Origin of the sequence: Halomonas sp. G15, assembly GCF_021282295.1 — a bacterium.
Taxonomy (GTDB): Bacteria; Pseudomonadota; Gammaproteobacteria; order Pseudomonadales; family Halomonadaceae; genus Halomonas; species Halomonas alimentaria.
This window is the reverse complement of record NZ_JAJSPA010000008.1, coordinates 50604-71753: the sequence shown is the minus strand read 5'-3', so window position 1 is coordinate 71753 and position 21150 is coordinate 50604. Positions and strand designations below refer to the sequence as shown.

At 66.0% G+C, this 21150-nt stretch carries 17 protein-coding genes; 10 read left to right on the top strand and 7 right to left on the bottom strand.

The window, feature by feature from the left end; translation table 11 throughout:
* The first annotated feature begins 37 nt into the window (after nt 1–37).
* The 6 genes from LWH48_RS06005 to LWH48_RS05980 all read left to right on the top strand — a co-directional run bounded on the left by LWH48_RS06005 (nt 38) and on the right by LWH48_RS05980 (nt 6021).
* Nucleotides 38–766, top strand: a complete 729-nt coding sequence (locus LWH48_RS06005; RefSeq protein ID WP_161433050.1) for an amino acid ABC transporter ATP-binding protein — start codon at nt 38–40, stop codon at nt 764–766.
* Between the two features lie 238 nt (nt 767–1004).
* A complete protein-coding gene (locus LWH48_RS06000; RefSeq protein WP_232911847.1) occupies nt 1005–1457 on the top strand; it encodes a c-type cytochrome in 453 nt (150 codons plus the stop codon).
* A 67-nt stretch (nt 1458–1524) separates the two neighbouring features.
* The gene (locus tag LWH48_RS05995; protein WP_232911846.1) at nt 1525–2880 is read left to right on the top strand and encodes a cbb3-type cytochrome c oxidase subunit I; all 1356 of its coding nucleotides are present in this window, start codon (nt 1525–1527) and stop codon (nt 2878–2880) included.
* Nucleotides 2881–2935: 55 nt separating this feature from the next.
* Nucleotides 2936–3748: a CbbQ/NirQ/NorQ/GpvN family protein gene (locus tag LWH48_RS05990; RefSeq protein WP_161431679.1), complete on the top strand. Its 813-nt coding sequence runs from the start codon at nt 2936–2938 to the stop codon at nt 3746–3748.
* Between the two features lie 70 nt (nt 3749–3818).
* A complete protein-coding gene (locus tag LWH48_RS05985) occupies nt 3819–5765 on the top strand; it encodes a nitric oxide reductase activation protein NorD (RefSeq protein ID WP_232911845.1) in 1947 nt (648 codons plus the stop codon).
* A gap of 37 nt (nt 5766–5802) precedes the next feature.
* A complete protein-coding gene (locus tag LWH48_RS05980) occupies nt 5803–6021 on the top strand; it encodes a hypothetical protein (protein WP_161431677.1) in 219 nt (72 codons plus the stop codon).
* Nucleotides 6022–6099: 78 nt separating this feature from the next.
* Here LWH48_RS05980 and LWH48_RS05975 read toward each other — a convergent pair whose 3' ends face one another.
* From LWH48_RS05975 to LWH48_RS05945, 7 genes are all read right to left on the bottom strand, one after another.
* Nucleotides 6100–6390 carry a hypothetical protein gene (locus LWH48_RS05975; RefSeq protein ID WP_161431676.1) on the bottom strand — a complete coding sequence of 97 codons (291 nt, stop codon included), beginning with the start codon at nt 6388–6390 and terminating at the stop codon, nt 6100–6102.
* Nucleotides 6391–6421: 31 nt separating this feature from the next.
* The gene (locus LWH48_RS05970) at nt 6422–6991 is read right to left on the bottom strand and encodes a cytochrome c oxidase subunit 3 family protein (protein WP_232911844.1); all 570 of its coding nucleotides are present in this window, start codon (nt 6989–6991) and stop codon (nt 6422–6424) included.
* Nucleotides 6988–7449 (bottom strand): DUF4870 family protein, encoded by a 462-nt coding sequence (locus tag LWH48_RS05965; RefSeq protein ID WP_232911843.1) that lies wholly within the window; start codon nt 7447–7449, stop codon nt 6988–6990. Before LWH48_RS05965 ends, LWH48_RS05970 begins: the two co-directional genes overlap by 4 nt.
* A gap of 102 nt (nt 7450–7551) precedes the next feature.
* The gene (locus LWH48_RS05960; RefSeq protein WP_232911842.1) at nt 7552–8865 is read right to left on the bottom strand and encodes an MFS transporter; all 1314 of its coding nucleotides are present in this window, start codon (nt 8863–8865) and stop codon (nt 7552–7554) included.
* Nucleotides 8866–8910: 45 nt separating this feature from the next.
* Nucleotides 8911–10503 (bottom strand): MFS transporter, encoded by a 1593-nt coding sequence (locus LWH48_RS05955; protein WP_232911841.1) that lies wholly within the window; start codon nt 10501–10503, stop codon nt 8911–8913.
* Between the two features lie 290 nt (nt 10504–10793).
* Nucleotides 10794–11459, bottom strand: a complete 666-nt coding sequence (gene narL, locus LWH48_RS05950; protein WP_232911840.1) for a two-component system response regulator NarL — start codon at nt 11457–11459, stop codon at nt 10794–10796.
* Nucleotides 11456–13390 (bottom strand): type IV pili methyl-accepting chemotaxis transducer N-terminal domain-containing protein, encoded by a 1935-nt coding sequence (locus LWH48_RS05945; protein WP_232911839.1) that lies wholly within the window; start codon nt 13388–13390, stop codon nt 11456–11458. The genes narL and LWH48_RS05945 overlap by 4 nt, the downstream gene beginning before the upstream one ends.
* Before the next feature lie 156 nt (nt 13391–13546).
* Between LWH48_RS05945 and LWH48_RS05940 the strand changes: the two genes are divergently transcribed.
* The 4 genes from LWH48_RS05940 to narJ all read left to right on the top strand — a co-directional run bounded on the left by LWH48_RS05940 (nt 13547) and on the right by narJ (nt 21150).
* Nucleotides 13547–14821: an MFS transporter gene (locus tag LWH48_RS05940; protein ID WP_232911838.1), complete on the top strand. Its 1275-nt coding sequence runs from the start codon at nt 13547–13549 to the stop codon at nt 14819–14821.
* Nucleotides 14822–15030: 209 nt separating this feature from the next.
* Nucleotides 15031–18807, top strand: a complete 3777-nt coding sequence (locus LWH48_RS05935; protein WP_232911837.1) for a nitrate reductase subunit alpha — start codon at nt 15031–15033, stop codon at nt 18805–18807.
* Nucleotides 18804–20387 (top strand): nitrate reductase subunit beta, encoded by a 1584-nt coding sequence (gene narH, locus LWH48_RS05930; RefSeq protein ID WP_232911836.1) that lies wholly within the window; start codon nt 18804–18806, stop codon nt 20385–20387. The genes LWH48_RS05935 and narH overlap by 4 nt, the downstream gene beginning before the upstream one ends.
* On the top strand, nt 20380–21150 hold the full coding sequence (gene narJ / locus LWH48_RS05925; RefSeq protein ID WP_232911835.1) for a nitrate reductase molybdenum cofactor assembly chaperone: 771 nt from the start codon (nt 20380–20382) through the stop codon (nt 21148–21150). Before narH ends, narJ begins: the two co-directional genes overlap by 8 nt.

Genomic DNA, 21150 nt, shown 5'->3' with positions numbered 1-21150 from the left:
CATGAACCAGGCAAATGCCGCCCAGGCCGACTCACCGATGATCGAGATTGCCGGGCTCAACAAGTGGTATGGCGACTTCCACGTGCTGCGCGATATCGACCTGACGGTGGCCCGCGGCGAGCGCATCGTCATCTGCGGCCCCTCGGGCTCGGGCAAATCGACCCTGATCCGCTGTATCAACCACCTCGAGGAGCATCAGGAGGGGCGCATCGTGGTCAATGGCATGCCCATGACCAGGGACGTGAAACGCATCGAGCAGATCCGCCGCAATGTCGGCATGGTGTTCCAGCACTTCAACCTCTTCCCCCACCTGAGCGTGCTGGACAACTGCTGCATCTCCCAGACCTGGGTGCAGAAGAAGCCGCGCGCCGAGGCCGAGCGCACGTCGATGGAGATCCTCGAGCGGGTGCAGATCGCCGACCAGGCCCGCAAGTACCCTGGCCAGCTCTCCGGTGGCCAGCAGCAGCGGGTGGCCATCGCCCGGGCGCTGTGCATGCAGCCCGAGGTGATGCTCTTCGACGAGCCCACGTCGGCGCTGGACCCCGAGATGATCAAGGAGGTGCTCGATGTCATGGTCGAACTGGCCCGCGAGGGCATGACCATGCTCTGTGTCACCCACGAGATGGGCTTCGCCAAGACCGTCGCCGATCGGGTGATCTTCATGGATCAGGGGCAGATCATCGAGCAGGCACCCCCCGAACAGTTCTTCAACCACCCGCAGTCCGAGCGTACCCAGCTGTTCCTCAGCCAGATTCTCGGCCACTGAGGTGGCCAGGCTGTGCTAGGCTTGCCGACAAGCCCTTTATCCCCACGCGGGCGGCGTTCTTTCGGGTCCTGGCCGCTCGCGATTTGCTACCTTCCTGCACTATTTGACCAGCGTCAAAGCCTTGAGCCACTCTCTTCTGGTAGGCTTAACATGCATCAGCAATGCATATTAAGAAATCGCCAGGCGTAACCCGTGGATTCCGCGATGCGCCTACCAGACGAGCAAGGGGGAAAGATTCATGGCCGACGGTCTCACCAAGTCGGCGGCCCGCAATATCTTCTATGGCGGGTCGCTGTTCTTCTTTCTGCTGTTTGCCGCCCTGACGGCACACAGCCACTGGTACATGGTCAACACGTCCACCGACAAGGAGGGGCTCACCGAGTCTGTCGTGGAAGGCAAGCACATCTGGGAAAAGAACATGTGCATCAACTGCCACAGCATCATGGGTGAGGGCGCCTATTTCGCGCCGGAGCTGGGTAACGTCTGGGAGCGCTACGGGGGCCACCAGAACCCCGAGGCGGCGCGTGCCGGCCTGGCCGCGTGGATCCGCGCCCAGCCGCTGGGCACCCAGGGCCGCCGCCAGATGCCGGCCTACGACTTCAGCGACGAGGAGATGAGCGCGCTGATCGACTTCCTCGAGTGGACCGACGGCATCGACGACCAGGACTGGCCGCCGACCCCCGCCGGTTGAGCCGCCTGCCACTTTCTCTAAGACCCGGCTCTAAGACCCGGCGGATGAATCAAGGAGAACGACACCAATGAAATATGAAACCCAGAAGGTGGCATTGCCATTCTTCATGGTGGCCATGGCGCTCTTCGCGCTGCAGATCGTCTTCGGGCTGCTGGCCGCCTCTGTCTATGTGTGGCCGAACTTCATGGCCGAGCTGATGCCCTTCAACATCATGCGGGTCAGCCATACCAACCTGCTGATCGTGTGGCTGCTGATCGGCTTCATGGGCGCTACCTACTACCTGATGCCGGAAGAGGCGGAGCGCGAGATTCATAGCCCCACCATCGCCTATATCCAGCTGGCGATCTTCGCCTTCGCCGGTGCCGCGGCGCTGGTCGGCTACCAGTTCGGTATCCACGAGGGGCGCGAATTCCTCGAGCAGCCGTTCTGGGTCAAGGTGCTGATCACGATCTCCTTCCTGATGTTCCTGTTCAACACCAGCATGACCCTGCTCAAGGGGCGGCGTACCGCCATCAACCTGGTGCTGATGCTGGGCCTGTGGCTGGCCGCGGTATTCTGGCTGTTCGCCTTCTACAACCCCTCCAACCTCGCCGTGGACAAGCTCTACTGGTGGTGGGTGGTGCACCTCTGGGTCGAGGGCGTGTGGGAGCTGATCATGGCCTCCCTGCTCGGCTACCTGCTGATCAAGATGACCGGCGTCGACCGCGAGGTGATCGAGAAGTGGCTCTATATCATCGTCGGCCTGTCGCTCTTCTCCGGCCTGCTGGGTACCGGTCACCACTACTACTGGATCGGTGCGCCGAGCTACTGGCAGCCCATCGGCAGCATCTTCTCCACCCTGGAGGTGATCCCCTTCTTCGCCATGGTGGTATTCGCCTTCACCATGTTCTGGAAGGGCAGCCGTAACCACCCCAACAAGGCCGCCATGCTGTGGGCGCTCGGTTGCCCGACCGTGGCCTTCTTCGGTGCCGGCGTATGGGGCTTCATGCATACCCTGCACTGGGTCAACTACTACAGCCACGGCACCCAGGTCACCGCGGCCCACGGCCACCTGGCCTTCTACGGGGCCTACGTGATGCTGATGCTCGGTATCATCAGCTTCGCCATGCCGCAGCTGCGCCGCGTGCAGCCCTACAACCAGGTGATGAACATGTGGGGCTTCTGGATCGTGACCGGCGCCATGTGCTTCATGACCTTCACGCTGACCTTTGCAGGCGTCGTCCAGACCCACCTGCAGCGCGTGCTGGGCATGAACTTCATGGAGGTGCAGGACCAGCTGGTGCTGTTCTATGGCATGCGCCTGGGCTCCGGCATCGCCGTGGCCATCGGTAGCGGCCTGCTGCTCTACGCCTTCTTCGGCCCTGCCCGTGAGCAGGTTCCCGCAGGCGGGACTCAGCTCACCGCTGGCGCCGACCGCGCCTGATCACCCGAGGGCCCCGCCAGGGGCCCTCTTCGATTGACCCACACGGAGTTTCGCCATGACCCTCTCCCCCGCGGCGGCGCAGCCCGCCGACCAGGAGATTCCCTACTACGACAGCGTGGGCAACGAGTGCGCCATGTTCGAGCATGCCTACGAGCAGCGCCTGCCGCTGCTGCTCAAGGGCCCCACCGGCTGCGGCAAGACCCGCTTCGTCAGCCATATGGCCGCCAAGCTGGGCAAGCCACTGTTCACCGTCTCCTGCCACGATGACCTCACCGCCGCCGACCTGACCGGCCGCTACCTGCTGCAGGGTGGCGAGACACGCTGGGTCGACGGCCCGCTGACCCGCGCGGTGCGCGAGGGCGGCATCTGTTACCTCGACGAGGTGGTCGAGGCGCGCAAGGACGTCACCGTGGTGCTGCACCCGCTCACCGACGACCGCCGCCTGCTGCCGCTGGAGCGTACCGGCGAACTGCTCGAGGCACCGGACGACTTCATGCTGGTGGTCTCCTATAACCCCGGCTACCAGCACATTCTCAAGTCACTGAAGCCCAGTACCCGCCAGCGGTTCGTGGCGATGTCCTTCGATTTTCCGCCGCCCAGGGTGGAGCGCGATATCGTCGCCCGCGAGAGTGGCCTGGACCCCGAGCGCTGCAGCGCACTGGTCAACCTGGCGGCCAGCCTGCGTGCCATGAAGGGCCAGGACCTGGAGGAGGGTGTCTCCACTCGTCTGCTGGTCTACTGTGCCACCCTGATCCAGGCCGGCATGCCGATCCGCGATGCCGCCCGCGCCACCCTGGTGGAGCCGCTCTCCGACGATGCGGACGTCCAGGAGGGCCTGATGGAGGCCATCCAGGCCACCTTCGGTTAATCAGATATCATATGGAAACGAGGGAGAAAGGGGGCGTAATCAACCCCTTTCGATACCCGGGAGCTTGATCATGCTGGACTTTCTTGAGGTCGAGGAGACCGTCGGCCGTTTCTGGCACCGCTGGGCCTCCGGGGCGGCGAGCTATCCCGATCACCCCGAGGCGGCGGTCAGCCTGGAGAGCCTGCGCCCCATGCTTGGCGTGTTCTTCCGCGCCGGCGGTGGGGAGCAGGGTATCGAGGTGGCGGCCATCGCCCGGCGCGCCTCGGCTCACCGGCTGAGTCTGCGTCAGCGCCTGGGCCTCGACGAGGAGGCCCTGGACCAGGCCCGCCGTGACGAGGAAAACCTGCTGTTGCCGCCACGCCTGGCGCTCTACCCCGAGGCCGCTCTCAACCGCGACCTCTATCTGTGGCTGACCGCCTACCTGGCCGAGGCACGTCCGCTGACATATCCCCAGGATCCTCTGCAGGCCGATCTGGCGCGGCTGCGCGAGGCGCGGCGTACTGCCCGTGCCGCGCTGGCCCGCTTCCCCGGGCTCGCCGAGCGCTATGTCCGTCTGTGCGGCGAGCTGCTGGCCATCCGGCCGCAGCGCAAGCGCCTGCCGCCCATGGAGGCGGCCCTGGAGGCGGCAATATGCGCCGAGCTGGGTGCTCCCGACCCCGAGGAGGCCTGGGCCGTGGCCATGCAGCGCGCCATCCGCGAGAGCGACTTCCCGCTGGAGGAGTTCCGCGCGCCACGCGGCTATCGCCCGCCGCTGCCGGTGCCGCTGTGGGGACAGGCGGTCACCCTGGGTACCCGCGACGGCGCTCGCGAGCAGAGCGTGGACGATGACGAGGAGCTGGCCAGCGCCGCCGCCTCGCCCGACGATGACCACGGCAAGCGCCAGGCCGATCGCCGCGAGCAGGACCAGGCCGATCGTGACGATCCGTTGATGCTCAACAACATGGAGAAGATGCTCTCCTGGGCGGAGATGGTGAATCTCAATCGCCATGTGGATGACGAGGAAGAGGAGGAGGCACGCCAGGCGGCCGATCAGATGGACGAGATCGTGCTCAGCTCCAACCGCAAGAAGGCCTCCTCCCGGCTCAAGCTCGACCTCGACCTCGCCCCTGACGAGGCTGTTGGCGACCGCCTCAAGGGCAAGCATCTCTATCCCGAGTGGAACCACCGCAAGCAGGCCTACCTGCCTGATCACTGTGTGGTGCGCAGCGACGTGCAGAGCGAGGAAGGCGAGGACTGGGCGCCCGACGAGGCGACCCGCCGGCGTATCCGCCGCGTGCGTCGTGAATTCGAGGCGCTGCGCCCGCGCCGCGAGATCCTGCGCGGCCAGCTGGATGGCAGCGAACTCGACATGGATGCGGTCATCCGCTCGCGCTGCGACCTGGCCGCCACCGGCGAGGCCAGCGATCGCCTCTACATGGCCAGCCGCACCCAGGCCCGTGACCTGGCGGTATCGATCCTGGTGGACGTCTCGCTCTCCACCGAGGCGTGGCTGCAGGACCGCCGGGTGCTCGACGTGGCCAAGGAGGCGCTGCTGGTGCTGGGCCATGGCCTGGCCGGCTGTGGCGACGACTATTCGATCCACAGCTTCACCTCCCAGCGCCGCCACAAGGTGTGGGTCAACACCCTGAAGGAGTTCGACGAGCCCATGGGGGATCGAGTGACCCGGCGCATCTCGGCGCTGCGTCCTGGCAGCTATACCCGCATGGGGCCGGCCATTCGTCACCTGACCAAGCAGCTGAGCGAACGCCCCAATCGGCACCGGCTGCTGCTGATGCTTACCGACGGCAAGCCCAACGACAATGACTACTACGAGGGGCGCTACGGCATCGAGGATACCCGCAAGGCGGTGCTGGAAGCGCGGCGCCAGGAGGTGCGGGTGTTCGGGGTGACCATCGACCGTGAGGCGGGGCAGTATATCCCCCACCTCTTCGGTCGCGGCGGCTACGCCATCGTGCAGCGCCCGGAGCACCTGTCACTGGCCCTGCCGGGCATCTACCGCCAGATCATCGCCACCTGAGTTTACTGACCGTCGAACCATCGCCGAGGAGCGCGCCATGACCGTTCAAACCCGACTGATCCTTGCCGTGGCGGCCTGGTGCCTGGTCGCCGTGGCGCTGGTGCTGCCGCTGGTTTGGTTGATCAATAACCGCGACTGGGGCATCGGCCTGATGCTGCTGACCCCGGTCATGGTCTATGCCCTGATGCGCCTGGGCCGCGCCCTGGAGAACTGGGCCCGGGCAAGCACGCCACCCGATCACCCGCAGCGGCGCTAGCCACCCCTCAGGAAACAGCACCGCATGACGACGAAGGGCCTGCCAATGCAGGCCCTTCGGCATTGTGGGAAGCGAGTGTCAGGTCAGCCGTGCCACCAGGTAGCCGGCGCCGATCAGCGCCAGGGTCAGCGCCACCAGGCCCACGAAGGCGCCCTTCCAGGCCGGGGTGGCCATGCGCAGGTTGAGGTAGACCATCAGCAGGCGCTGGGCCTTGAAGCCGGTGGCCAGGATCACCAGGGCCGCCGACCATAGCGGCAGCGCCTGCCAGTCGTTGGCGTCGAAGAGCGCCGAAACCATGGACACCAGGGTCAGTCCCATCAGGATCGCCCAGGTGGTCAACAGGCGGCGGGTGCCGGGCAGCGAGGTCATGCCATCCTCCGTGTCAGCGCAATAGGAGCCCTCAGCGCAACAAATAGAGCAGCGGGTAGAGCAGGATCCAGATCAGGTCGACCATGTGCCAGAAGGCGGCGGCGGTCTCCACGTTCTCGAGGCTGGTGCGCCAGCTGACCAGGGCCAGCAGCGCCAGGCCGAACAGCACGTGGGCGAAATGGAAGGCGGTCAGGCCGTAGTAAAAGCCGAAGAAGGTATTGGTGTCCGGGGTGATCCCCACGGCGAACTTGCTCGAATACTCGACCACCTTGATCACCCCGAACAGCACGCCCAGCCCCATGGCGGCGGCCAGCCACTGGCGGGTACGGCGGATACGCTCCGCGGCACTGGCCTCCACGGCCAGCGCCACGCACAGGCCGCTGGTCAGCAGCACCAGGGTGTTGAGCCCACCCATCAGCGGGTCGAGGTCCTGCTGTGAAGCGTCGAACAGCGCCACCTGGGCGGCACGCTCGGCGGCATAGAGGGCGAAGAACGCCATGAACACCAGCAACTCGCTGAGGATCAGCACCCACATCAGCGGGTTGCCGGGCAAGGCGGAGAGCGGCCCCCACCCGGGGTTGGGAAGCTCCTGTTCCCTCATGCGTCGGTCAGGGTTACCCGGGAGCCGCCGAAGGCCAGGCTGCGCGGGTTGTCTATCGGGCGGTTGGAGGTCAGCCGGGCGATGCCCACGGCGCAGCGCCCCACCATCCAGATCATGCAGGCGGTGAAGTAGAGGTAACCCATTGCCCAGGGCGCCATGGGCGGGATGCCGGCCAGCCCCAGCAGCTGCCAGGTGGCGATGAAGGCGGCGCCGCCCAGCACGCCGAGCCAGAAGGTGCGGATCTGGAACTGCAGGTGGCTCTGCACCCAGGGCTCGGCACCGGGACGCTTGAAATGGGCGATCAGCACGGCGATGGGGGCGGTGACCACCGCCAGCACGCTGCCCAGGAACAGCATGTAGACGATGATGGCGGCGCCGCGCCCGCGGGACTGCTTGCCGGGATTCGCATCGTCGAAGTGGTCGCCGGAAGCGGCAGGGAAGGCCTGAGGGGTGGACATGACGGGTCCTCGCTTGGCAGGCGACCGGCCCTGGCGGGCCGGCCTAAGATGTATTCAGGATGCTACTATAGCGCGAGACCTTGCGGAAAGCCTTGGCCTGGATCAACTCTCGGCCGGCCTGTTTTCGGCAGACTGGGCTTCGGCGGACTGGGTCTCGGCGGGCTTGCCCGGATGCTTCTCGTCGCGGGTCAGCATCGGCACGCGACGCTCGGTCCACCACATCCAGATGATCGAGACCAGGGTCACACCGAAGCAGAGCATCCATACGGTGGTGGCCACGCCGGTGATATCCACCAGGGCGCCGAACATGATCGGCAGCAGGAAGCCGCCGATACCGCCGGCCAGGCCGACGATGCCGGAGACCAGGCCGAGGTTCTCGTGGTACTCGTTGGAGAGGTACTTGAACACCGAGGCCTTGCCGATGCCCCAGGCGATGCCCACCACGAACAGGGCGGTGGTGAACAGCCATACCGGGATGCCGAAACCGAACTCCACCATCCCTTCGCCGCCGGCACCGGCCACGCGGTACTGGGTCTCGGGATAGGACATGATGAACAGCGCGATCAGACTGGCCCACAGGCAGGTCCAGGTGACGGTGTGGGCGCCGAAGCGGTCGGAGAGCCAGCCACCGAAGGCGCGGATCACCCCGGAAGGCAGCACGAAGATGGTGGCGATCAGCGCCGCGACCTGGATGCCGAAACCGTATTCGCCCATGTAGTAGCGGGTCAGCCACAGCGAGACGCCGACATAGCCGCCGAACACTACCGAGTAGTACTGGCAGTACTTCCACACCTTGGGGTCGTTGAGGACCCTGAGCTGGTCGCGCAGCGAGACGCTGCTGGCGGTGCGGTGGGCGGGGTTGGAGTAGGTGAAGAACCAGAACAGCACCGCGGTGACCAGCATGATGCCGGCGTAGATGTTGGGCACGGCTTGCCAGCCCAGCACCACGATCACGGTGGGGGCGATGAACTTGGTGACCGCGGCCCCGGCGTTGCCGGCGCCGAAGATCCCCATGGCCAGGCCCTGGCGATCCTTCTCGAACCACTTGGCGGTGTAGGTGATGCCTACCGAGAAGGAGCCGCCGGCGAGGCCGACGAAGGCGCCGAGTACCAGCAGCTGCCAGTAGGCGGTGGCGAACTGCACCAGCCAGATGGCCGGCACGATAAGCAACAGGATAATGAAGAACACCGGGCGGCCGCCGTAGCGGTCGGTCAGCGAGCCCAGCGGCAGCCGCGACAGGGCGCCAGTGAGGATGGGTACCGCGGTGAGGATGCCGAACTGGGTGCCGTTGAGGTCGAGCTGCTCTGCGATCGGTACGCCGATCTCGCCGAACATCGTCCACACCATGAAGCACATGGTGAAGGCGAAGGTGTTGGCTATCAGCACCGAGGTTTGCTTGAAGCGTTCAGAGGCCATAAGACCCTCCGAGTCTGCCGGTTGAATGGATGGTGTCAGGATATGTCAGGGATTCTTCACGTAGGCGTTCTTGCGCAGGTAGAACCACCAGTTGACCACCAGGCAGAGCGCGTAGAAGACCGCGAAGCCGTACATGGCGAGTTCCGGGGTGCCGGCCTTGATCTGCTCGCCCATCACCCGCGGGGCGATGAAGGAGCCATAGGCGGCGATGGCGGAGGTCCAGCCCAGTGCCGGGCCCTTCTGCTGCGGGTCGAAGATGAAGCCGATGCTGCGGAAGGTGGAGCCGTTGCCGATGCCGCTGGCGGCGAACAGCACGATGAACAGCAGCAGGAACATCCAGAAGTACTGGTTGGGGTCGGTAGAGTTGTAGGCCAGCATCATCACGTAGCCGGCGCCCACCGAGCCCACCACCATGATGGCGGTGATCACCTGGGTGACGATGGAACCGCCCAGCTTGTCGGAGATCCAGCCGCCCACCGGACGGATCAGGGCGCCCACGAAGGGTCCCATCCAGGCCCAGGTCAGGGCGCTGGGAGCCTCGGGGTTGGCCACGCGGGTCATGCTGCCGTCGGCGGCGACCTCCATCATGTTGCCGAAGATCACCGAGATGGAGAGCGGCAGTGCCGCGGAGAAGCCGATGAAGGAGCCGAAGGTGGCGATGTAGAGCACGGTCATCGACCAGGTGTGCTTGTTGGAGAAGATCTCGAACTGCTTCTTGATACCGGGCTTGATGTCACCGGGAATCAGGCGCAGCAGCACCACGGTGAGCACGATGGTCAGCGGCAGGGCGAGCCACATGTTGAGATAGCCCAGCGCCACCACGCCGACGATGGAGGTCACGACACCGACCCCGTAGAGCCCGAGGATCTTGCCGAAGGCCTGCAGCGGTGTGCCCGGGTTGGGGGTGATGGTGCGCAGGTTGTTCATGCCGAACCAGCCTGCGAAGGCCAGCGGGATCAGGAACAGCATCCATACGAAACCGGCGTTCTGGATCCAGGTCTGGGTGCCCGCCTCGATGCGTCCGATCAGGGTGCCGCTGGCTTTCTGCAGCTCCATGGGGTCGCCGCCCAGGGCGCCGAACAGGCCCACGGTCATCACCAGCGGGATCAGGATCTGCATGGAGGTGACGCCGAAGTTGCCCAGCCCGGCGTTCATCCCCAGGGCATAGCCCTGCTGCTTCTTGGGGAAGAAGTTGGAGATGTTGCTCATCGAGTTGGCGAAGTTGCCGCCGCCGATGCCGGAGAGCAGCGCCAGGGCCTGGAACACCCAGAAAGGGGTCCCGGGGTTCATCAGCGCGATGCCGGTGCCCATGGCGGGGATCATCAGCAGGGCGGTGGTCAGGAAGATGGTGTTGCGCCCGCCGGCGATGCGGATCATGAAGGAGGCGGGGATGCGCAGGGTGGCACCGGCCAGACCGGCGATCGCGGTCAGGGTGAACAGCTGATCCACCGTGAACGGGAAGCCCAGATTCTGCATCTGGGTGGTGATCATGCCCCACATCAGCCAGACGGCGAAGCCCAGCAACAGGCTGGGAATGGAGATCCACAGGTTGCGGTTGGCAACCTTCTTGCCCTCCGACTCCCAGAACTCCTCGTTCTCGACATCCCACTGTTCGATGTCGGCATTCTTTCTGGTCATGGCGTTTCCCCTTGAGGTCTAGCGGTGCTCGCATCGGCCCCGAAGCGATTGATCGATATCAAGGCGCGCGAAGATGGGGGAAAGATACGCCGCATGGCGGAATCGGGAAACGTGGCAAACGACGCCACGTCGGGCGGGTATACCTCCAGGGGGGTAGAGGGGGCTAATCTTTAATTAATTGTTTATAAAGAATTATCGAGTTTCGGGAAGGGGGTGGTGGGGGCGCATCGGCGCCCCGAGGGTATTTGGAGGTATCCACACAGAACCATCTACACAGAACCGGGTCTCGGCTAGCGCTCGATCCCTTCCTGCACGGCCCACACCGCGGCCTCGACCCGCGAGCGCAGGTTGAGCTTCTTGAGCAGGTGCTTGACGTGCACCTTCACCGTGCCCTCGGTGATCTCAAGCTTGCGGGCGATCATCTTGTTGGAGAGCCCCGCGGCCAGCTCGCGAAGGATCTCGCGCTCGCGCTGGGTCAGGCTGTGGATATCCGGCGCCGCCGGCTGGCTGCGCTGGCTGCGCAGCGCCTCGGCGAGCAGCGCGGTGAGGCTCTCGCTGATCACCATGCGCCCCAGGGAGGCCTGGCGCAGCTGGCGCACCATCTCGTCGGGGTCCATGTCCTTGAGCAGGTAGCCGTCGGCCCCCGACCGCAGGGCGTTGACCACGTCCTCCTCATGGTCGGAGACCGTGAACATCACCACGCGGCCGGCGAAGCCGCCGTCGCGCAGACGCTTGAGCGTCTCGATGCCGTCCATCTGCGGCATGTTGAGGTCGAGCAGCACCATGTCGGGGTCGAGCTCCAGGGCCAGGCGGATGCCCTCCCGGGGATCGCCGGCCTCGCCGGCGAGCAGCAGGTCATCCTCCAGCTCCAGCAGCTGGGAGACGCCGCGACGCAGCAGCGGATGGTCATCGATGATCAGGATGGTGGCGGGGTGCTCGGTCGTCGTGTCGGTCATCCTGGGCTCCTGTTGCCATGGGGGATATCGGCCACCTCGTCGGCAGCGGGGGCGACGCCGCCCGGGCTGGGAGCCACCTGCTGGTGGATCAGTCGCGCGGTCTGTGGCGTGAACGTCAGCTCGACCCGGGTGCCGCCGCCGGGGCGGTTGCCCAGCGTCATCTGCCCGCCCAGGGTGTCGGCGCGGTCGCGCATGATCACCAGGCCGTAGTGCATCGGCGGCGAGCTGTCGTCTGCGAGACCCACGCCATCATCCTCGATGGCGACGTGCAGCTGCGCCGCCTGAAAGCCGATGGTGACGGCGGCCCAGTGGGCGTTGGCGTGCTTGAGGACATTGGCCAGCGCCTCGCGAACCACCTGCAGCACGTGGATCTCCTCGTTGGGGTTGAGCAGGTGGGGCGGCACGTCGACATCCAGCGCCACCGGGAACCCCAGTCGGTCGCTGAACTCCCGGGTGGTCTGGCGCAGGGCGCTGGCCAGCCCCGGGCCCTCCAGCTTGAGGCGGAAGGTGGTGAGCAGCTCGCGCAGCTGGCGATAGGCGCTGTCGAGCCCGGTGCGCAGCTCGTCGAATACCGCCGCCTGGCTCTCCCGCGGGGCCTCCTTCTGCTGCATGCGCTCGAGCCTGGCCACCTGCATCTTGAGATAGGAGAGCGACTGGGCCAGGGAGTCGTGCAGCTCCCGGGCGATGATGGCGCGCTCGTTCATCAGCGTGACCTGCTGCTGCTCCTCGATGCGGCGCTGCAGGTAGACCGCGGTGGCCAGCTGGTCGGCCAGGGCGTTGAGCAGGCGGCGGACGCTGTCGGAGAGCGGCTGGCGCCGGGGATGCCACACCTCCAGGGTGCCGAGCATCAGCTCGCCCACGCTCACCGGCAGCAGCAGGCACTCGCCCTGCTCGGTCTGCTCCAGGCGAAGCGGCTGGGGGTCGAGCAGGCAGGCGTGACAGTCGTGATCACGACAGTACTCGGGGCGGCGTGGCGAGTGGGTGGCGAGTATCGGGATCTGGCGGTCGTCGTAGGGGTCGTTCAGCGACAGCCGGATCGGGCCCACCTCGAGCAGCTGCTCGAGCTCCCGCAGCATGGGTGCGGCGCTGGCACACAGGTCGTTGCCGCCGCCGTAGAGGGCACGGCTGCCGTCGTGCATCACCTGCATGGCCCGATTGCTGCGCTCGAGCTCCACCTTCTTGCGCGAGGCGCGCTCCTCCAGCTCGGCGTAGCTCTCCGCCAGCTCCTCGGCCATGCCGTCGAAGGTGCGCCCGAGCAGGGCAAGTTCATCGTTGCCGGTGAGATGCGTACGGTAGCCGAAGTTGCGCTGGGCGGCCTCGCGGGCCAATACCACCAGCTGGCGCAGCGGCCCCACCAGGTTGTGGCGGATATCGTAGAGGGCGATGGCCACCACCACCGCGGTCAGTGCCAGGAACAGGATCTGCAGGGCGCTGAGCAGCTGGATCTTCGACTCGCTGTTCTGCTCGAGCAGGGTGACCATGGCGTCGATATCGCCGACCAGGCCATCCAGCGTCTGGCGCAGTGCCTCGACCTCGAGCCCGCCGCCGTCGATGGCGCGGGTCACCTGGGGGGCCAGCGCCTCCTCCCAGCGCCCCTGAAGCATTCGGTACTGTTCGTGCAGGGAGTGATCCTCGGCCCCGGGCAGCGCACGGGTCAGTGCGGGACTGGCCAGGCGCGACTCGAACTGCTCCATCAACTCCTCTACCCGTGAGCGCTGCGCCACTGTGGGCTGCTGCTCGTAGCGCTGCAGGGCAGCGACGATCTGGTAGGTGTTCATGCGCAGGGAACCGGCCACGTTGATGGCGCCGGCGTCACCGCGGCTGTCGTTGGCCACCGTCATGGTGACCACGATGCTGACCAGGGCCATGGCGCTGATGGCGAGCAGCGAGGCGATGATGCGTGCCACCAGGGAGCGTTGCAGCAGTTTCATAGGACTCGCAGGCCGTCGGGGGAGTGGCGCAATGCGTGGTGCTGTGGGGAGTCTACTACACCCAAGGGGGTAGGGCGGATACCTCCACTGCCCCTTTGACCCCGGTGGGAGTCCTACTGAGACTTGGACGATACTTCACCGTTCCCTGGCCCCATGATGTCACTCCCGTCTGACCGCGATGCTGTCGTTGTCGGCTACCGCCCACTGGTGGTGGTGATGCTGTCACCGCTGGCCTTCGCGCTGGTGTTCGCCAGCTGGACCATCTTCGCGGTGTTGGGGGTGGAGCTGCGCGAGATGCTGGGGCTGGACGAACTCGACTTCGCCCTGCTGCTGGCCACGCCCATGGTGACCGGGGCCCTGGCGGCGCTGCCCATGGCGGCCCTGGCCCGGCGTCATGGGGGGCGGCGGGTGATGATCGCCTGCCTGCTGCTGATCTGTCCCTTCCTGTGGGCGGTGGCCCACTCCAGCGACTATGTGCACTTCCTGCTGTCTGGCGCGGGCCTGGGGCTGGGCGCCGGGTCCCTGGCGGCGGGGCTGGTCTATGTGGGGGAGCTCTGTCCGCGCCGCCACGCCGGCCTGGCGCTGGGCCTCTATGGTGCCGGCATGATGGGCGCCGGCCTGAGTTACCTGCTGCTGCCATTGATCAGTCAGGCCTACGGCTGGCGCAGCGCGCCGATGCTCTATCTGCTGCCGGTACTGGCGGTGGCTGCGCTGCTGTGGCTGTTCGCCGACGACCCGGAGCCGCCTGCCGTCTCCAGTGAGTCCGACGATGACGGCATGGCAGCCAGCCCCGGGTGGCTGGCACCCCTACAGCATTGGCGCCCCTGGCGACTGGCATTGGTCTACAGCTTCTTCTACGGCGCCTTCGTGGCGCTGACGCTGTGGCTGCCGGCTTACCTCGGCGCCCAGTATGGCCTGGGACTGCGCGACGCCGCGCTGCTGGCGCTGCCCTTTCCGCTGGCGGTGGGCCTGGGCCAGGTGGTGGGCGGCGCCTGGGGGGATGTGCGCGACTTTCGTGCCCTGCGCTGGTGGGTCACGGCCTTCGTGCTGGTCTGTCTGTTCCTGCTCTGCTACCCCCCCTTCACCATGCAGATCGAGGGGGTAGAGCGGGTGCTGACGCTGCGCTATGCCGCGCCGCTGTGGGGTTTCCTGGCGCTGCTGGTGGCCATGGGCCTGGTCATGGGGCTGGGCCAGGGCAGCCTGATGCGCATGATCCACCGTGATCACGGCAGCCAGCTGGCACTGGTGGGCGGGCTGGCGTTGACCCTGGGGGGACTGTTCGGCGCCCTGCTGCCGGTGATGTTCGCTCTGGGCAATCTCTGGGTCGGCATCCGCACCGCTGGGTTCATGTTCCTCTACGCCTCGCTGGTGGTGTGCATGCTGGTGATGGTCTGGGACCACGCCAGCGGGGCGGGGCGGCTGAGGCCGTGACGACGGCTATCACTCCGGCATCGTGGGGATCTATCCCCTTGGAGGTAGTTGGGGGGGGATATGGAGGTAACCGGGCAGTAATCGCGGCGGCTATCGCCCAGAATTGCCTGCATGTCATCGGCCCTGGTCCGCGCTGGAGCGCACTCGACCAAGGCTGACCGGGTGGCCCGGCGGGGCCACGCATCTTTTCAGGAGCCTGGAGAGCGACCATGAGTCACTTCATCGATCGGCTGAACTTCTTCCGCAAGGCCCGCGAGCCCTTCGCCAACGACCACGGCGAGCTTCGCGACGAGTCTCGCGGCTGGGAGAACGGCTACCGGCAGCGCTGGCAGCACGACAAGGTCGTGCGCTCCACCCACGGGGTGAACTGCACCGGTTCGTGCAGTTGGAAGATCTATGTCAAGAACGGCCTGGTTACCTGGGAGACCCAGCAGACCGACTACCCGCGCACCCGGCCCGACCTGCCCAACCACGAGCCCCGTGGCTGCCCGCGCGGCGCCAGCTACTCCTGGTACATGTACAGTGCCAACCGCCTCAAGTACCCGCTGATCCGCAAGCCGCTGCTAAAGCTGTGGCGTGAGGCGCTGAACGAGAAGAAGGATCCGGTCGAGGCGTGGGCCTCCATCGTCGAGGACCCGGCCAAGGCCAAGCAGTACAAGCGTGCCCGTGGCATGGGCGGCTTCGTGCGCGCCGACTGGAACGAGCTCAATGCGCTGATCGGCGCCTCCAACGTCTATACCACCAAGCAGTACGGTCCGGACCGCATCATCGGCTTCTCGCCGATCCCCGCCATGTCCATGGTCAGCTACGCCTCCGGCGCCCGCTACCTGTCGCTGATCGGTGGTGTCTGCCTGTCGTTCTACGACTGGTACTGCGACCTGCCCCCGGCCAGCCCCCAGACCTGGGGCGAGCAGACCGACGTGCCCGAGTCCGCCGACTGGTACAACTCCGGCTACATCATCGCTTGGGGTTCCAACGTGCCCCAGACGCGTACTCCGGATGCCCACTTCTTCACCGAGGTGCGCTACAAGGGCACCAAGACCGTCTCGGTCACCCCGGACTACGCCGAGGTCTCCAAGCTCACCGACGAGTGGCTCTCCGCCAAGCAGGGCACCGATGCCGCCCTGGCCATGGCCATGGGGCATGTGATCCTCAAGGAGTTCCACCTCGACAATCCCAGCAGCTACTTCACCGACTACGTGCGGCGCTACAGCGACATGCCGTTCCTGGTCGAGCTGGAAGCACGCGAGGACGGCAGCTATGCGCCGGGTCGCCAGATGCGCGCCAGCGACTTCGAGGCGAGCCTGGGCCAGGGCAACAACCCCGAGTGGAAGACCGTGGCCTGGGACGAGACCCGCGACCAGCTGGTGGTGCCGCGTGGCTCCATCGGTTTCCGCTGGGGCGAGACCGGCGACGAGGTGGGCAAGTGGAACCTCGAGCCGCTGGATGCCGAAGGCGCCGAGATCAAGCCGCTGCTGACCCTGGCCGACAAGCATGACGAGGTCGCCAAGGTCGCCTTCCCCTACTTCGGCGGCATCGCCCACGAGCACTTCGACCACGTCAAGAGCGGCGGGGCCAGCGACGAGCTGCTGTTCCACAGCCTGCCCGTCAAGCGCCTGAAGAAGGCCGATGGCTCTGATGCGCTGGCGGTCACCGTCTTCGACCTGATGTGTGCCAACTACGGCATCGATCGAGGGTTTGGTAAAGAGGGTGAGGATGACGGCGCCACTTCTTTCGACCAGGTCAAGCCCTACACGCCGGCCTGGCAGGAGAAGATCACCGGTGTGCCCGCCGAGCAGGCCACCCGCATCGCCCGTGAGTTCGCCGAGAACGCCGACAAGACCCAGGGTCGCAGCATGATCATCGTCGGTGCCGGCATGAACCACTGGTACCACATGGACATGAACTACCGCGGCCTGATCAACATGCTGGTCATGTGCGGCTGTATCGGTCAGAGCGGCGGCGGCTGGGCCCACTACGTCGGCCAGGAGAAGCTGCGCCCGCAGACCGGCTGGACCCCGCTGGCCTTCGGCCTCGACTGGCAGCGTCCGCCGCGCCACATGAACGGTACCTCCTTCTTCTACAACCACTCCTCCCAGTGGCGCTACGAGAAGCTGGAGATCAAGGAGATCCTCTCGCCGCTGGCCAAGGCCGAGGACTACCCCGGCAGCCTGATCGACTTCAACGTGCGCGCCGAGCGCATGGGCTGGCTGCCCTCCGCCCCTCAGCTGGGTACCAACCCGCTGCGCCTGGCCGGTGCGGCCAAGGATGCCGGCATGTCCACCCAGGACTACGCCGTGCAGCAGCTCAAGGAGGGCAAGCTCGCCTTCGCCGCGGAAGATCCGGACAACCCCCAGAACTTCCCGCGCAACATGTTCATCTGGCGCTCCAACCTGCTGGGCAGCTCCGGCAAGGGCCACGAGTACATGCTTAAGTACCTGCTGGGCACCCGCCACGGCATCCAGGGCAAGGATCTGGGTGACTTCGGCGGCCAGAAGCCGGAAGAGGTCAAGTGGCATGACGACGCCCCGGAGGGCAAGGTCGACCTGCTGGTGACCCTGGACTTCCGCATGTCCACCACCTGCCTCTACTCGGATGTCGTGCTGCCCACGGCGACCTGGTACGAGAAGGACGACCTCAACACGTCCGACATGCACCCCTTCATCCACCCGCTGACCGCGGCCACCGACCCGGCGTGGGAGTCGCGCAGCGACTGGGAGATCTTCAAGGGCATCGCCAAGTCCTTCTCCGAGGCCTCCGAGGGGCACCTGGGCGAGGAGACCGATCTGGTCACCCTGCCGCACCAGCACGACTCCCCGGCCGAACTGGCCCAGGTCGAGGTCAAGGACTGGAAAAAGGGTGAGTGCGAACCGATCCCCGGCAAGACCATGCCGGCGCTGATCGAGGTCAAGCGCAACTACCCCGAGACCTACGAGCGCTTCACCTCCATCGGCCCGCTGCTCGAGAGCATCGGCAACGGCGGCAAGGGCATCAGCTGGAAGACCGAGTCCGAAGTGGACCTGCTCGGCAAGCTCAACCACCGCAAGACCGAGGGACCGCACAAGGGTCGTCCGCGTCTCGACAGCGCCGTGGACGCCGCCGAGATGATCCTGACCCTGGCGCCGGAGACCAACGGCCAGGTGGCGGTGAAGGCGTGGGACGCGCTCTCCAAGATCACTGGGCGGGACCATACCCACCTGGCGCATCCCAAGGAGGAGGAGAAGATCCGCTTCCGCGACATCGTCGCCCAGCCGCGCAAGATCATCTCCAGTCCGACCTGGTCCGGCCTCGAGGACGAGCACGTCTCCTACAACGCCGGCTACACCAACGTCCATGAGCTGATCCCGTGGCGCACCGTCAGCGGTCGCCAGCAGTTCTACCAGGACCATCCCTGGATGCGCGCCTTCGGCGAGAGCCTGCTGGTCTACCGTCCGCCCATCGACACCAAGGCGGCGGTGAGCGTGGCCGAGCCCAAGGGCAACGGCAACCCGGAGATCGCCCTGAACTGGATCACTCCGCACCAGAAGTGGGGCATCCACTCCACCTACAGCGACAACCTGCTGATGCAGACCCTGTCGCGGGGTGGCCCGATCGTGTGGATGTCCGAGGACGATGCCAAGTCCATCGGCGTCGAGGACAACGACTGGATCGAACTCTACAACGCCAACGGCGCCATCGCGGCCCGTGCGGTGGTCAGCCAGCGGGTCAAGAACGGCATGGCGATGATGTATCACGCCCAGGAGCGCATCCTGAACATGCCGGGCTCCGAGATGACCGGTACCCGCGGCGGTATCCACAACTCGGTGACTCGCGTGTGTCCCAAGCCGACCCACATGATCGGTGGCTACGCGCAGCTGTCCTACAGCTTCAACTACTACGGCACCGTCGGCTCCAACCGCGATGAGTTCGTCATCGTACGCAAGATGAAGAAGATCGACTGGCTGGATGGCGAAGGCAACGACTACGAGCAGGAGGCCGTGAAATGAAGATTCGTTCCCAGGTAGGCATGGTCCTCAACCTAGACAAGTGCATCGGCTGCCACACCTGCTCGGTGACCTGCAAGAACGTCTGGACCAGCCGCGAGGGCGTCGAGTACGCCTGGTTCAACAACGTCGAGACCAAGCCCGGCATCGGCTATCCCAAGGAGTGGGAGAACCAGGGCAAGTGGAAGGGCGGCTGGATGCGTCGCAAGGACGGCAAGATCGAGCCACGCATCGGCGGCAAGTGGCGGGTGCTGGCGAACATCTTCGCCAACCCCGACCTGCCGGAGATCGACGACTACTACGAGCCGTTCACCTTCGACTACGAGCACCTGCATACCGCCAAGCAGGGTGAGCACCAGCCCACCGCGCGTCCGCGCTCGCTGATCTCCGGCCAGCGCATGAACAAGATCGAGTGGGGCCCGAACTGGGAGGAGATCCTCGGCACCGAGTTCGCCAAGCGTCGCAAGGACATGAACTTCGAGAAGGTGCAGGCCGATATCTACGGCCAGTTCGAGAACACCTTCATGATGTACCTGCCGCGGCTGTGCGAGCACTGCCTGAACCCGACCTGCGTGGCGAGCTGCCCCTCCGGCGCCATCTACAAGCGCGAGGAGGACGGCATCGTCCTGATCGACCAGGACAAGTGCCGCGGCTGGCGGATGTGCATCTCCGGCTGCCCCTACAAGAAGATCTACTACAACTGGAAGACCGGGAAGTCCGAGAAGTGCATCTTCTGCTACCCGCGCATCGAGGCCGGTCAGCCCACCATCTGCTCCGAGACCTGCGTGGGCCGCATCCGCTATCTCGGCGTGCTGCTCTACGATGCCGACCGCATCGAGGAAGTGGCCAGCTCGCCGGACGTGCGCGACCTCTACCACCGCCAGCGCGAGATCTTCCTGGATCCCAATGATCCCGAGGTCATCGCCCAGGCCAAGAAGGACGGCATCACCGACAACGTGATCGCCGCCGCCCAGGCCTCGCCGGTCTACAAGCTGGCCATGGACTGGGGCCTGGCGCTGCCGCTGCACCCCGAGTACCGCACCCTGCCGATGGTCTGGTACGTGCCGCCGCTGTCGCCGATCCAGTCCGCCGCCGAGGCCGGCAAGGTCGAGTTCGATGGCGTGATGCCCAAGATCGAGTCGCTGCGTATCCCGGTCAAGTACCTGGCCAACATGCTCACCGCCGGTGAGGAGGAGCCCGTGGTGCTGGCGCTCAAGCGGCTGATGGCCATGCGCCTCTACATGCGCGGCAAGCACGTGGAAGGCCAGGCCAACGCCGAGGTGCTGGAGAGCGTCGACCTGACCGAGCAGCAGGTGGAGGACATGTACCGCTACCTGGCCATCGCCAACTACGAGGATCGCTTTGTGATCCCCACCAGCCACCGCGAGATGGCCACCGAGGCCTTCCCGGAGCGCGGCGGCTGTGGCTTCAGCTTCGGCGATGGCTGCCACGGCGACAGCAGCGAGAGCCTGTTCGGCGGACGCAAGAACAATGCGACCCTGGTCCAGCCGGTGACCTTCGACCCGCAGGCGCAGAGCGAGGGGCGGCGCGATGAGAAAACCGAGGAGGCCCGTCATGGCTGACGCAGCACAACAGCTGGAACCCGTCGGTGGCATGCTGAGCCTGCGCGTGCTGGCACGGCTGCTGGACTACCCCAGCGAGGAGCTCCAGGCCGCCGCCCCCGAGATGATCGAGATCCTGAATGCCGAGCGCCGCCTGTCGGCGGCGCGACGCACCGCCCTGATGGACTGGTGCCAGCGCATGATGGAGGCCGACATCATGGAGCTGCAGGCGGAGTACGTGGCGCTGTTCGATCGTGGCCGCAACACCTCGCTGCTGCTGTTCGAGCACGTGCACGGCGAGTCCCGCGACCGTGGCCAGGCCATGGTCGACCTGATGGCCGAGTACAGCGCCGCGGGTTTCGAACTCGACGCCCATGAACTGCCGGACTATCTGCCGCTGTTCCTGGAGTACCTCTCCACCCGCTCCGAGGCCGAGATCGGTCGCTGGCTGGGCGAGATCCGCCATATCCTGGCGCTGCTCACCGCACGCCTCGAGGAGCGCGAGGCCGATCACGCCCTGGTGCCCCTGGCACTGCTGGCACTGATCGGCGCGGAGGAGGATGTCGCCGCGCATCGCCAGACGGCGAAGGAGGAGGCGCCCGACTACACGCCGGAGGCCCTGGACGAGGTATGGGAAGAGGAGGCGGTGCGCTTTACCGCCGATTCCGACCAGGATTGTGCCCTGCAGTCCGCCGAGGGACGGCGACTGGCCGAGCGCAAGAACGTTACCCAGAGCGAAGCTGTACGGGTCCTCGACCCCGCCGCTCCCGCCCGGAAACACTGA